The 13,055-nt window shown below is 64.5% G+C and carries 13 protein-coding genes; 7 read left to right on the top strand and 6 right to left on the bottom strand.

What is annotated here, in order from left to right; all coding sequences use genetic code 11:
• The first annotated feature begins 67 nt into the window (after nucleotides 1–67).
• The 5 genes from BRAO375_RS29680 to BRAO375_RS29660 all read left to right on the top strand — a co-directional run bounded on the left by BRAO375_RS29680 (nucleotide 68) and on the right by BRAO375_RS29660 (nucleotide 4,901).
• Nucleotides 68–1,105, top strand: coding sequence for an ABC transporter ATP-binding protein (locus tag BRAO375_RS29680; protein WP_009031120.1), 1,038 nt, complete (start codon nucleotides 68–70; stop codon nucleotides 1,103–1,105).
• A gap of 61 nt (nucleotides 1,106–1,166) precedes the next feature.
• Complete coding sequence (locus BRAO375_RS29675; protein WP_035643031.1) at nucleotides 1,167–2,456, top strand: ABC transporter substrate-binding protein; 1,290 nt, start codon at nucleotides 1,167–1,169, stop codon at nucleotides 2,454–2,456.
• Between the two features lie 95 nt (nucleotides 2,457–2,551).
• The gene (locus tag BRAO375_RS29670; RefSeq protein ID WP_009031118.1) at nucleotides 2,552–3,487 is read left to right on the top strand and encodes an ABC transporter permease; all 936 of its coding nucleotides are present in this window, start codon (nucleotides 2,552–2,554) and stop codon (nucleotides 3,485–3,487) included.
• A gap of 1 nt (nucleotide 3,488) precedes the next feature.
• A complete protein-coding gene (locus tag BRAO375_RS29665) occupies nucleotides 3,489–4,391 on the top strand; it encodes an ABC transporter permease (RefSeq protein ID WP_006613776.1) in 903 nt (300 codons plus the stop codon).
• Between the two features lie 222 nt (nucleotides 4,392–4,613).
• Entirely contained in the window at nucleotides 4,614–4,901 is a 288-nt protein-coding gene (locus BRAO375_RS29660; RefSeq protein WP_035643025.1) for a GIY-YIG nuclease family protein, read from the top strand.
• Nucleotides 4,902–5,097: 196 nt separating this feature from the next.
• Here BRAO375_RS29660 and BRAO375_RS29655 read toward each other — a convergent pair whose 3' ends face one another.
• From BRAO375_RS29655 to BRAO375_RS29630, 6 genes are all read right to left on the bottom strand, one after another.
• Nucleotides 5,098–5,802, bottom strand: a complete 705-nt coding sequence (locus BRAO375_RS29655; protein ID WP_009031116.1) for an ABC transporter ATP-binding protein — start codon at nucleotides 5,800–5,802, stop codon at nucleotides 5,098–5,100.
• Nucleotides 5,786–6,517 carry an ABC transporter ATP-binding protein gene (locus BRAO375_RS29650; protein WP_035643023.1) on the bottom strand — a complete coding sequence of 244 codons (732 nt, stop codon included), beginning with the start codon at nucleotides 6,515–6,517 and terminating at the stop codon, nucleotides 5,786–5,788. The genes BRAO375_RS29655 and BRAO375_RS29650 overlap by 17 nt, the downstream gene beginning before the upstream one ends.
• Complete coding sequence (locus BRAO375_RS29645) at nucleotides 6,514–7,518, bottom strand: branched-chain amino acid ABC transporter permease (protein ID WP_009031114.1); 1,005 nt, start codon at nucleotides 7,516–7,518, stop codon at nucleotides 6,514–6,516. Before BRAO375_RS29645 ends, BRAO375_RS29650 begins: the two co-directional genes overlap by 4 nt.
• Complete coding sequence (locus tag BRAO375_RS29640) at nucleotides 7,518–8,396, bottom strand: branched-chain amino acid ABC transporter permease (RefSeq protein WP_035643020.1); 879 nt, start codon at nucleotides 8,394–8,396, stop codon at nucleotides 7,518–7,520. Before BRAO375_RS29640 ends, BRAO375_RS29645 begins: the two co-directional genes overlap by 1 nt.
• 147 nt (nucleotides 8,397–8,543) lie before the next feature.
• Complete coding sequence (locus BRAO375_RS29635; protein ID WP_009031112.1) at nucleotides 8,544–9,788, bottom strand: ABC transporter substrate-binding protein; 1,245 nt, start codon at nucleotides 9,786–9,788, stop codon at nucleotides 8,544–8,546.
• 81 nt (nucleotides 9,789–9,869) lie between these two features.
• Nucleotides 9,870–10,688 (bottom strand): putative hydro-lyase, encoded by an 819-nt coding sequence (locus tag BRAO375_RS29630; RefSeq protein ID WP_009031111.1) that lies wholly within the window; start codon nucleotides 10,686–10,688, stop codon nucleotides 9,870–9,872.
• A gap of 113 nt (nucleotides 10,689–10,801) precedes the next feature.
• Between BRAO375_RS29630 and BRAO375_RS29625 the strand changes: the two genes are divergently transcribed.
• Nucleotides 10,802–11,764 (top strand): LysR family transcriptional regulator, encoded by a 963-nt coding sequence (locus BRAO375_RS29625; protein ID WP_035643018.1) that lies wholly within the window; start codon nucleotides 10,802–10,804, stop codon nucleotides 11,762–11,764.
• Complete coding sequence (locus tag BRAO375_RS29620) at nucleotides 11,761–13,011, top strand: Zn-dependent hydrolase (protein WP_009031109.1); 1,251 nt, start codon at nucleotides 11,761–11,763, stop codon at nucleotides 13,009–13,011. The genes BRAO375_RS29625 and BRAO375_RS29620 overlap by 4 nt, the downstream gene beginning before the upstream one ends.
• Nucleotides 13,012–13,055: the final 44 nt, after the last annotated feature.

Below are 13,055 nucleotides of genomic sequence, written 5' to 3'. Positions count from 1 at the left end.
GCCCCACCACGCGAACGATGAGACGTGCCCGGGACGAACGAATGACTTGAGAAGACGTGGAGGGCGGATGGCGGCGGGCGCGAGCTTGGAACTGGTGAAGGTGACGAAGATGTACGGTCACGTCACCGCCGTCGACGCGATCGACCTGCGGATTCCCGCCGGCTCCTATTGCTGTCTCCTCGGCCCGTCCGGCTGCGGCAAGACTTCGACCCTGCGCATGATCGCCGGCCATGAGTCGGCGACGTCAGGGGATATCATCGTCGGCGCCAAGAACGTCACCGAGCTGCCGCCCGCGGGCCGTGGCACCGCGATGATGTTTCAGTCCTACGCGCTGTTTCCGCATCTCTCGGTGATCGACAACGTCGCCTTCGCGCTGAAGATGAAGGGCGTGTCAAAGCCCGAGCGTCACGCGAAAGCGCGCGAGCTGCTCGAACTCGTGGACATGCAGAGCTATGCCGGCCGCCTGCCGGCGCAGCTCTCCGGCGGCCAGCAGCAGCGCGTGGCGCTGGCGCGCGCGCTGATCACCTCGCCGCAGATCCTGCTGCTCGACGAGCCGTTGTCGGCGCTCGATCCGTTCCTGCGCCTGCGCATGCGCGCCGAGCTGAAGCGGTTGCAGCGCGAGCTCGGCCTCACCTTCATCCACGTCACCCACGGCCAGGACGAGGCGATGGCGCTGTCCGATCTCGTGGTGCTGATGAATGGCGGCAAGATCGAGCAGCAGGGCAGCCCGCGCGAGATCTTCAACCATCCCCGCACCGAGTTCGCCGCCCGCTTCATCGGCGGCCACAACGTCATCCCGCTCAAGGGCGAAACCTTCGCCGTGCGTGTCGACCGCATCCAGCTGAAGGCGCCGAACGCGGCTGTCGACGGTCCGGCCGTTCCGGGCACGATCACCAAGATCGAATATCAGGGGACCTACGTGCTGATCGCGGTCGCGACCGATGGCGGCCCGGAAATTTCGGCCCAGCTCAGCGACGACCAGTTCGACGCCGAGACCCACGTGATCGGCGAGCGCGTCGTCGTGACCTGGAATCCGGCGCAGGCCGACGCGCTGACGCCTCGCTCCGCTGCAGCCGCCGCACCGGCCGCAGAACTCGTGGCCTGACTTTCTGGCCTGATTTCGCTTTCTGGTTTTCTATCCCAAGAAGATGATCAAGGAGATGATCATGACTGATCGATCGAAAAAGATATCCATCAGCCGCCGCTCGCTGCTGAAGGGCGCGGCCGGCGTTGCCGGTCTCGCCGGCACGGGCACGCTGCTCAGCGCGCCCTACGTGCACGCGGCCGATCCGAAGGTGCTGCGCTATCTCGGCACCGCCGTGAACGAGGGCGACGAGATCGCCAAGAAATGCCTCGCCGACACGGGCATCAAGATCGAATACATCACGGCGACGACCGACGACGTCACCAAGCGCGTCATCACCCAGCCGAACTCGTTCGACGTGCTCGACACCGAGTATTTCTCGCTGAAGAAGCTGGTGCCGTCGGGCAACATCTTCCCGCTCGATGCGCGCAAGATCAAGGAGTTCAACAACATCACGCCCGTGTTCACCAAGGGCGAGCTGCCGAACGGCAAGAAGATCGGCGGCCAGGGCACCGCGCCCTGGAAGGTGCTCTATCTCGACGGCCCGAACTCCAAGACCTTCTCGGCGGCGCCGACCGAATACGTCACGCTGATCCCGACGGTGTACAACGCCGACACGCTCGGCATCCGTCCCGACCTGATCAAGCGTCCGATCAACTCCTGGGCCGAGCTGCTCAACCCCGAGTTCAAGGGCAAGGCGTCGATCCTCAACATTCCCTCGATCGGCATCATGGACGCCGCACTCGTCGTCGAGGCGACCGGCCAGTACAAATACGCCGACAAGGGCAACATGACCAAGGCCGAGATCGACCTGACGATGAAGGTCCTGACCGAGGCCAAGAAGGCCGGCCAGTTCCGCGCCTTCTGGAAGGACTTCAACGAGTCGGTCAACCTGATGGCCTCGGGCGAGACGGTAATCCAGTCGATGTGGTCGCCGGCCGTCACCAAGGTGCGCTCGATGGGCATCGCCTGCACCTTCCAGCCGCTGAAGGAAGGCTATCGCTCCTGGGCGTCCGGCTTCTGCGTCTCCAAGGCGGTGGGCGGCAGCCCGAAGCTCGACTGGGCCTATGAGTTCGTCAACTGGTACCTGTCCGGCTGGGCCGGCGCCTATCTCAACCGCCAGGGCTACTACTCGGCCGTGCTCTCCACCGCCAAGGCCAACATGACCGAGGACGAGTGGGGCTACTGGATGGAAGGCAAGCCGGCCAAGAACGACATCAAGGCGCCGGACGGCACCCTGATGGAGAAGGCCGGCGCGGTGCGCGACGGCGGTTCCTATGACGACCGCATGGGCGGCGTGGTGTGCTGGAACGCCGTGATGGACGAGAACGATTACATGGTCCGCAAGTGGAACGAGTTCATCGCCGCCTGATGTGACCGCCAATGCTGCCGCGCCCGCGCAACTGTGGGCGCGGCAGTTCTTCTCAGCCGCGGAAGGCATTCGCGACCAGACGACAGGTATCTCCCTTGGCCGTGACGATCGACAATTCGCCCGAAACGCTCGCGCCCGCGCAGAGCACGCTGCGCAAGATGACCACGCGCTCGATCGCCTGGCTGCAGGCGGGGCCGATGACGCTGGTGTTCGCCTTGTTCTTCCTGCTGCCGCTGGTGCTCGTCGTGATCGTCAGCGTCTGGGACTACAATGAATATGAGATGATCCCGGCGCTCAGCTTCCGCGGCTACACCGATACGTTCGAGGGCTGCGTCGCCAACCTGCCCGAGCTGTGCACCATCCTGAAGACCTATCTGAAGACGCTGAAGCTGTGCCTGCTGACCTGGGCCTTGACCTTGATGATCGGCTTCTGGGTCGCCTATTTTCTTGCCTTCCACGTCCGCAGCAAGACCTGGCAGATCGTGCTGTCGCTGTTGTGCACGATCCCGTTCTGGACCTCCAACGTCATCCGCATGATCGCATGGATCCCCCTGCTCGGCCGCAACGGCCTCGTCAACCAGGGGCTCGTCGGTGCGGGCGTGATCAACAAGCCGGTCGAATGGCTGCTGTTCTCCGAATTCTCCGTGGTGCTGGCGCTGGTCCACCTGTTCACCTTCTTCATGGTGGTGCCGATCTTCAACTCGATGATCCGCATCGACAAGCGCCTGATCGAGGCCGCCTATGACGCCGGCGCGTCGGGCTGGCAGACGCTGGTCAACATCGTCATTCCCTTGTCGAAGCCCGGCATCGTGATCGGATCGATCTTCGTCATCACCATCGTGATGGGCGACTTCGTCACCATCGGCGTCATGGGCGGCCAGCAGATCGCCTCGGCCGGCAAGATCATCGAGGCGCGCCTCTCGGCGCTGCAATTCCCCGCCGCCGCGGCCAACGCCGTGATCCTGCTCGGCATCACCATCATCATCATCTCCGCGCTGACGCGGATCGTCGACGTGCGCAAGGAGCTTTGAGATGGGAGACAAGCGCCCCCGCTCCTTCTACATCCTCGCGCTGTTCTTCACGGCCTATGTGCTGTTCCTGTACGGCCCGATGATCGCGATCTACATCCTGTCGTTCCAGGGACCGGATGGCGGCCTGACGTTTCCCATGAACGGCGTGTCGCTGACCTGGTTCGGAAAGGTGTTTTCCGGCGGCGGCATCGTCGACATCGGCGCAGCCTTCAAGCGCTCGCTGGCGCTCGGCCTCGTGGTGATGGTCATCACCGTCGTGCTGTCGGTCGCCGCCGGCATGGCATTCCGAAAACCGTTCCGCGGCGCATCGATCCTGTTCTACACGGCGATCGCGAGCCTGATCATGCCCTCGATCATCACCTCGCTCGGCATCGCCTTGGAATTCCGGCTGATCGACGATTTCATCAACAAGCACGCCGCCGATTACGGCCTGGGCTGGCTGGCCGAGGGCCATACCACCGCGATGGGCCTGTTCACCTCCGGGCTGGGCGCGCATCTCACCTGGACCTTGCCGTTCGGCCTTCTGATCATGTTCGCGATCTTCAACCGCTTCGACGGCCGCCTCGAAGAAGCCGCCCGCGACCTCGGCGCCACCCCCTGGCAGACCTTCCGCCACGTCGTGCTCCCGATCATCCTGCCGTCCGTCGTCGGCATCGGCCTGTTCGGCTTCACGCTGTCCTGGGATGAGTTGGCACGGTCGAGCCAGGCCATCGGCTCGGTGAACACGCTGCCGTTGGAATTGCAGGGACTGACGACAACGGTGACCAAGCCCGACATCTACGCGCTGGGCACGCTGACCTCGGCGGTGTCGTTCGTGGTGATCTTCGCCGCGCTATCGGTGATCCTGGTGCTGCAGGCCCGCCAGCGGCGGCAGGGCTCGGATGCAGGCAAGGGGATGGTTTAGCGCGGCGGCGGCCGATCTTTCTGTCGCTGGCGTTGCTCGCATCCTTGACATAGAGACTTTTACTTTGGCCCCTGGATTGCTTCGCTACGCTCGCAATGACGTTGTGGCGGGCACCGCAGATCCCACATACTCCGTCATCGCGAGCGCAGCGAAGCGATCCAGGGCTGCAGAAAAGACTCTATTTGTTACTGCGTCGCTCCGCTCGATGCGTTGGGTACGCCGATGAAACAGCCTTACGTGTACATCATGGCAAGCGGCCGGAACGGAACGCTCTACGTAGGCGTGACGAGCGATCTCCCTAAACGGGCCTACGAGCATCGCGAAGGCTTGGTCCCTGGCTTCACCAAGACTTATGGCTGCAAGCTGCTGGTGTGGTATGAGCCGCACGAAACGATGCTGGCCGCCATCACGCGAGAGAAGCAGATCAAGTCCGGCAGCCGTACGAAGAAACTACTGCTGATCGAGAGCCTTAATCCGCAATGGCTAGATCTCTACGAGATGCTTATATGAGCCCAATCCAACGTAAACCGATCGGGCAGCCCTGGATTGCTTCGCTGCGCTCGCAATGACCCCTGCGTGGGCACTGCCGTCCCCACAAACTCCGTCATCGCGAGCGCAGCGACGCGATCCAGGGGCGACAATCACAGCCCTGGATTGCTTCTCCATTCGCACTGACGGTAAGGACCGACAGCGGAGTGCGACAGAATCACAGCCCCAGATACGCCTTCCGCACATCCTTGTTGCCGCTGATCTCCGCGGCCGTGCCCTGCATCAGGACGCGCCCGGTCTGCAAAATGTACGCCCGATCCGCGATCTCCAGACATTCCGCCATGCGCTGCTCCACGATCAGCACGGTCATCCCCACATCGCGGATTTTCTTCACGGCCTGGAAAATCTCATCCACCAGCTTCGGCATGATGCCCTGCGACGGCTCGTCGAGCATCAGGAGCCGTGGCCGCGTCATCAGCGCGCGGCCGATCGCCAGCATCTGCTGCTCGCCGCCGGACAAGGTTTCGGCGCGCTGCTCCAGTCGTTCCGACAATCGCGGGAACAGCTTGAACACGAAGTCGAGCGGCTCCTCGCGATTGGCCTCGCTGCGGTAGAGGTAGCTGCCGAGCCGCAAATTGTCCCGCACCGACAGTCGCGGAAACAGCCGGCGGTTCTCCGGCACATAGGCGATGCCCTTGGCCGTGATCAGGTGCTGCGCCATGCCGTCGATGCGGTGGCCATCGAAGGTCACGCTGCCGGCGCGCGGCCGCTCGGCCCCGGCGATCGACTTCAACAGGGTCGACTTGCCCGCGCCATTGGCGCCGGCGACGCAGACGATCTCGCCCTTCTCGACGTCGATCGAGACGTTCGAGATCGCAACCAGGCCCTGATAGGCGGTGGTGACGTCACGCACCGACAGCATGGCGGTCTCCAAGATAGGCGGAAATGACTTTGGGATCGCGGACGACATCCTTGGGGCTGCCCTCGATCAGCACCTTGCCGAGATCGAGCACGATGGCGCGGTCGACCAGCGGCATCACGATTTCCATGACGTGCTCGACCATCAGCACCGTGATGCCGGTGTCGCGCACGCGACGCACGAGCTCGACGCCCTTCTGCGATTCGACCGGCGTGAGACCGGTCAGCACCTCGTCGAGCAGCAGCAGCTTCGGCTCGGTCGCGAGCGCACGCGCGACTTCGAGCCGCCGCTTCTCCGACGGCACGAGATCGCTCGCCAGCACGTCGGCGCGCGCATCGAGCCCGCAGAATGCCAGCACCTCATGCGCCTTGCGGCGGGCGTCGCGCATGTTCGTGGTGCGCACCAGGGAGCCGACGATGACGTTCTCGATGACCGTCATGCTCTCGAAGCTCTTGACCACCTGGAAGGTGCGGCCGATGCCGCGCTGGCAGCGCTCGGCCGCCGGCAGCGAGGTGACATCCTCGCCGTCGAACAGGATCTTGCCTTCGGTCGGCTTGAACGCGCCGGCGATCAGGTTGAACAGGGTCGACTTGCCGGCTCCGTTCGGCCCGATCAGGCCGACGATCTCGCCGCGCCCGACCGAGATCGAGACGTCGGAGTTCGCCGTCAGCCCCGAGAAGCGCTGGGTGATGTTGCGGATTTCCAACAGCGCGGTCATGACGCCACCGCCTCTCGGGCCGGCTGCGCCGCCGGCTTCGGCTTGCGGGAGAACAGGCTGACCAGCCCTTGTGGCCGCGCCAGCGAGATCGCGATGATCAGGCCGCCATAGACGATCAGGTCGACGCCGCGGCCGGAGCCGCCGATATAGGAGCGCGTCAGCTCGGTCAGCGGGATCAGGATGACCGCGCCGAGCATCGGTCCCCAGAGGGTGCCGATGCCGCCGAGCACGGCCGGCAGCGCCATCAGCAGCGAGAACTGGAAGCCCATCACGCTTTCGGGATCGATGTAGCTGACGAACTGCGCATAGAAGCTGCCGCCGATCGCGACCAGGAAGGCCGAGACGGCCGCCGCGCCCATCTTGGAGTTGAAGACGTCGACGCCAAGGCTCTCGGCCGCGAGCGGATTGTCCTTCACCGCGCGCCACCAATAGCCCCACTTGGAATCCTCCAGCCACCAGGTGACGAACCAGGCGACGCAGGCGAGCGCCAGCGCAAAGTAGAAGTATGGCAGCTTGGAGCGGGTGAACTGGAACGTCAGCCAGGAGTCGCGCCGCACCGGTATGTCGATGCCGAGCGCGGCCCCTGCAAAATCCCAGTTCTGGAACAGGAGCAGCGTGATCTCGGCGATGACGATGGTCGCGATCACGAAGTAATGGCCGCCGAGCCGGAAACAGGGATAGCCGAGCGCCATCGCGATCACGGCCGAGATCAGGCCGCCGGCGAGCATGCCGAACCACGGCAGCACGCCGAACTTGGTGAACAGGATCGCGGTGGTGTAGGCGCCGAGACCGAAGTAGAGCGCGTGACCGAGCGAGATCTGGCCGCAATAGCCGGACAGGATGTTCCAGCTCTGCGACAGCGCCGCGTACATCAGGGTCAGCACCATGATGTTCTGGACGTACACGTCCTTGACGAAGAACGGCACGGCCGCGGCGATCGCCGCAAGGAAGGCGGCAAGGATGAGGTCGCGCCGGCGACGTTGAATGAATGCCTTGTCCATCAGATCGATCCGAACAGGCCGCGCGGGCGGACGAACACGACGAGGAGATAGACGCCGTAGATGCCGACGGTCTTCAGCGACGGCGGCAGGATCAAGGTGGTCATGGCCTCGACGAGGCCGACCACGATGCCGCCTGCGAAGGCGCCGAACACGCTGCCGAAGCCGCCGAGCGCCACCGTGACATAGGCGATGGTCGCAAACGAGGCGCCGACATCGGGGAAGACATAGAAGAAGATCGCCATGACCGCGCCGGCGAGGCCGACCAGCGCCGCGCCAAGACCCCAGCCCAGCGCGAACACCTTGTTCTTGTCGATACCGACCAGCGCCACCGCGCCGGCATCCTCGCGTGTCGCCTCGAGCGCGCGGCCGAAGTCCGTGCGGTGGATGAAGAAGTACAGCCCGGCGAAGGCCGCGATCGCGATGAGCGCGCCGACCAGTTGCGGCTGCGGCAGATAGATGCCGGCGATCGAGATCGTCTTGCCGCCCAGATAGGAGTGCGGAATGCTGCGATAATCGGGGGTGAAGAAATACTGCGCGACGCCGCGCATCAGCACCGCCAGACCAAAGGTGGAGAAGATCTGCACCATGCCGGTATTGGCCTTGGCCCTGACCGCAAATCTCACGATCAGCAGATAGACCACCGCGCCGAAGACGAACAATCCGGCCGCGACGATCGGCGCCGACAGCAGCGGATCGAGCGCGAAATAGGCGAACAGGAAGAAGGTCGCATACATCGCGATCATCAGGAACTCGCCATGGGCGAAGTTCACCACATCCATCAGGCCGAAGATGAGCGCCAGGCCGACGGCGATCAGGCCGTAGAGCAGGCCCATCAGCAGGCCGCTGGCGAGACTTTGGATGATTGTTTCTGCTGTCACTTCACTTGCTCCCCCGTCATTGCGAGCGAAGCGAAGCAATCCAGACCTTCTCTGCGGCCCCTGGATTGCTTCGTCGCTACGCTCCTCGCAATGACGGAGCACGACAGATGCTCCGCCATGGTCTCTCCGGCCCTCGGGCCGAGGGTGTTACTTCATCGGCCAGCTGGCTTCGGCGACCGCAGCCTGGGTCGGGAAGATCGTGACGAACTTGCCGCCGACATATTGCAGCAGAACCGGGTCGGCGTCGTTGTTCTGGCCGTTCTCGTCGAACTTCACCCGCTTCCAGGGCATGATCGTCTGGTCGCCCGGCATGTCGGTGGCTGCCAGCGCGTCGCGGATCTTCTCGCCGTCGGTGGACTTGGCGCGGTTGATGGCGTCGGCCATCACGATCAGGCCCATGAACTGGCGCGACGAGTAGTCGTTGAAGTCCTTGCCCGACTTCGCCTTGAACATGTCGTTGATCTTGCCGACCATCGGCCGCTTGGCGGCGAGATCGAGCGAGAACGAGCCGCGCGAGATCACGCCTTCGAGCTTGTCGCCGACCGCGTCATACAGCGCCTTCTCCGAGAAGCCGGCGTCCTGCGCGACGATCGCGTTCGGCTTGTAGCCGAGCTCGGCCATCGTCTTGACCAGCAGGATGCCGTCGGTGGTGTAGCTCGACGGCATCAGCACGTCGGCATTCGCCGCCTTGAGCTGCTGCACCTCGGCCGACAGCGACGGCGAGTTGGCGCGATACTTGATGTCGGCGACCACCTTGTAGCCGCGCTCCTGGGCGAGCTTGAGCTGGGCGTTGCTCGAATCGGTGCCGAAGATGGTGTCCTCGTGGAACAGCGCGAGCGTGTCGATCTTGGTGCCCTTCTTCTTCATCGCGTCGAAGAAGTCGAACATGGCCTGCGAGAACATCTCGTCATGCGGCGCGGCGCGGAAATAATACTTCAGGCCGCGGCGATGCAGGCTCGGCGAGGAGTTGTCGGCGGAGAGATACGGGATCTGGTAGCGCTCGCAGATCTGGCTCGCGGTCACCGCGACGGCGCTCTGGTAGGAGCCGATGACGGCGGCGACCTTCTCCTGGGTGATCAGGCGCTCGGCCTCGGCGCGGCCCTTCTGCGGGTCGGCCTGATGGTCGGCGAACACCAGCTTGATCTTGGCGCCGCCAAGGCCCGGCAGGCCTTCGGTGCGGGCGAGCGGCAGGTCGAAATCATACTTGCCGTTGATGATCTCGGCCGCGGTCTCGAACGCGCGCTGCGCATCGACGCCGATCTGGGCGCTGGCGCCGGAGAACGGATAGATGACGCCGATCTTCACTTCGGAGGTCTGCGCGCGGGCAGCGATCGGCCCGAGGGCGGCGGCAGCGGTGGCTCCAAGCAGGACGTTACGGCGCGTGATGGTCATGGCAAGATCCTCTGATGAAAGCGCATCGGTGAAGCGGTTGCGGTCGGCGGTAAAGGCTCAATTAGCAGCATTGCTGCCTGATTAGAGGACGGCGAGATCCTTGTTCCGGAGATCGGTGATCAGCATCAGGCCCGGCGCATGCGTGATCGCGAACGGCAGTTTCGCCGCGGCGATCACCGCCTGAGGAGTCACGCCACAGGCCCAGAATACGGGAATTTCATCCGCGCCCACGGGCACCGGGTCACCGTAGTCAGGCTTATTGATATCGGCGATGCCGATCTGTCCGGGCAGGCCGAGATGCACGGGGGCGCCGTGCACGGCGGGAAAGCGCGTCGTGATCTGCACCGCGCGGATCGCCTGCGCCGGCTTGAACGGGCGCATCGACACCACCATGGGGCCGGCGAACGGCCCGGACGGCGTGCAGGCGATGTTGGTGCGGTACATCGGCACGCGGCAGCCCCGCTCGATGTGGCGGATCGGCAGGCCGTCGGCCATCAGCGCCTCTTCGAATGAGAACGAGCAGCCGAGCACGAAGGTGACGAGATCGTCGCGCCAATGGGCCATGAGATCGGTCGGCTCCTCGACCATCTCGCCGTCGCGCCAGACGCGGTAGCGCGGCACGTCGGTGCGGATATCCAGATCAGCGCCGAGTGCCGGAATATGAGGATTGCCCGGATCGGACATGCCGATGATCGGGCACGGCTTCGGATTGAGCTGGCAGAAGCGGTGGAAGGCGCCGGCATACTGCTCGGGGATGATCGCGAGATTGCCCTGGACGAAGCCGTTGGCGACGCCGGCCGTGCTCCAGCCCTTGCCGGTGCGATAATCCAGGCGAGCCTGATGGCTGGGGAGAAGCTCCGCTTCCCCTGATGATTGCTGCAATGCCGCAGAAAAAGTCATTTGTGCCGTTTGCCTAATATCTCGACAAACTCACTCAACCTCAGCCATGCTATAAAGTCTAATCTTCGTTTTTAATCGGGATCGATAAGACAAATTGATCTAAGGCGGGGCAAATGTTGGATTTCCGGTCCATCGAGACCTTTCTCTGGGTGGTGAAGCTCGGCAGCTTCCGCGGCGCCGCGCAGCGCCTCAATACCACTCAGCCCGCGATCTCCCAGCGCATCGCCCAGCTCGAGCGCGAGCTTGGCGTCAAGCTGCTCAACCGCGACCATCGCGTGGCGTCGCCGACCGCGAGCGGGCGGCAGATGCTGGTCTACGCCGAGAAGCTGATCGGGCTCCGCGCGGAGATGCTCGCCGAGGTCGGCGACCGCTCGGCGATGCGCGGCGTGCTCCGGCTCGGCGTTGCCGAGACCATCGTGCATGACTGGCTGCCGCGGCTGATCAAGAGCGTCAATGAAAGCCACCCGAACCTGTCGCTGGAGATCGAGGTCGACGTCACGCCCAATCTGCATGCGCGGCTGCTGGCGCAGGAGATCGAGCTCGCCTTCGCGCTGGGCTCGCCGACCGAGTCGGGGATCCGCAGCCGCGTGCTGTGCGACTATCCGATCAGCTTCCTCGCAAGCCCTGCTCTCGGCTTCGGTGACGGCGTCGTGACCGCGGAGCAGATGGCGCGGTTTCCGATCATCACCTTTCCGCGCAAGACCCAGCCCTATGACAACGTGCGCTCGCTGTTCAATCGCCCGCATCTGCCGCCGATGCGGCTGCATGCGAGCGCCTCGCTGGCGACCGTGATCCACATGGCGATCGAGGGACTTGGCGTTGCCGTCATTCCCGCCGCGATCGTCGCCAACGAGATCGAAAGCGGACGGCTGCAGGAGCTCAAGACGGATCTGCGCATTCCGCCGCTGACCTTCACGGCGAGCTGGCTGTCGTCGCCCGAGATGGTCGCAATCGAGCGCGTCGCCGAGCTTGCAGCCCGGACGGCGCAGACGGCCAGCCATCCCGCCGCATCGGTTGACGCGATCGTCGCGGCGCGCGATGGACAGGATGCCGGAGTACAGGGATTTCAAGCATGAGCCGCGCCGCCACCAATCTGCAGATCGATTCCGCCCGCCTCTGGGACAGCATCCACGAGACCGCCAAGTTCGGCGCCACGCCGAAAGGCGGCGTGCGCCGGCTGACCCTGAGCCAGGAGGACAAGCAGGTCCGCGACTGGTTCCGGAAGGCGTGTGAGGACGCCGGGCTCGAGGTACATGTCGATGCGCTCGGCTCGATGTTCGCGCTGCGCAAGGGCCGCGACATGTCGAAGGCCCCGGTCGGCCTCGGCTCGCATCTCGACACCCAGCCGACCGGCGGCAAGTTCGACGGCATTCTGGGCACGCTCGGCGCACTCGAGGTGATCCGCACGCTGAACGACGCCGGCATCGAGACCGATGCGCCGCTGTGCATCGTCAACTGGACCAACGAGGAAGGCTCGCGCTTCGCGCCGGCGATGATGGCCTCGGCCGCCTATGTCGGCGACTTCACCGTCGAGGACATTCTGTCGCGCAAGGACGCCGAAGGCGTCACGGTCGGCGAGGCGCTTGATGGCATCGGCTATCGCGGCGAGACCAAGGTCGGCACGCAGAAATTCTCGGGCTTCGTCGAGCTGCATATCGAGCAGGGCCCGATCCTGGAGGCCGAGAACAAGACCATCGGCGTGGTCGATCACGGCCAGGGCGTGTTCTGGTACGACGGCAAGATCACGGGCTTCGAAAGCCATGCCGGCTCGACACCGATGCCGCTGCGCCGCGACGCGCTGCTGACGCTGTCGGAGTTTGCGCTGACCCTGGAGCAGATCGCAATCAAGCTCGGGCCGAACGCAGTCGCCACCATCGGCGAGGCCGTGATCGCCAATCCCTCGCGCAACGTCATCCCCGGCGAGATCGCCTTCACCATCGATTGCCGCAGCGCCAATGCCGACACCCTGGAGGCGCTCGACGCCAGCCTGCGCGCGGCTGCGGGTGAGATTTCCAAGAAGCGCAAGGTCGAGATCGCGATCGACCAGGTCTGGCGCAAGCCGCCGACGCATTTCGATCCCAAGCTGGTCGACGCTGTCGAGCGCGCCGCCGGCACGCTCGGCTATTCCCACCGCCGCATCACCTCCGGCGCCGGCCACGACGCCTGCAACCTCAACACCATCATGCCGGCGGCGATGGTGTTCGTCCCCTGCAAGGACGGCATCAGCCACAACGAGCTGGAGGACGCCACGCAGTCCGACTGCGCGGCCGGCGCGAACGTGCTGCTGCATACCGTGCTGTCGCTGGCGGGCGTGGCGTCGTGACGGGCTGACCTGGTCGGCTCCGTCGAACTATTAGTTGTCAATCA

Origin of the sequence: Bradyrhizobium sp. ORS 375 (assembly GCF_000239775.1) — a bacterium.
Classification (GTDB): Bacteria; Pseudomonadota; Alphaproteobacteria; order Rhizobiales; family Xanthobacteraceae; genus Bradyrhizobium.
The sequence above is the reverse complement of the archived record's forward strand: the minus strand, read 5'-3'. Positions and strand labels throughout refer to the sequence as shown.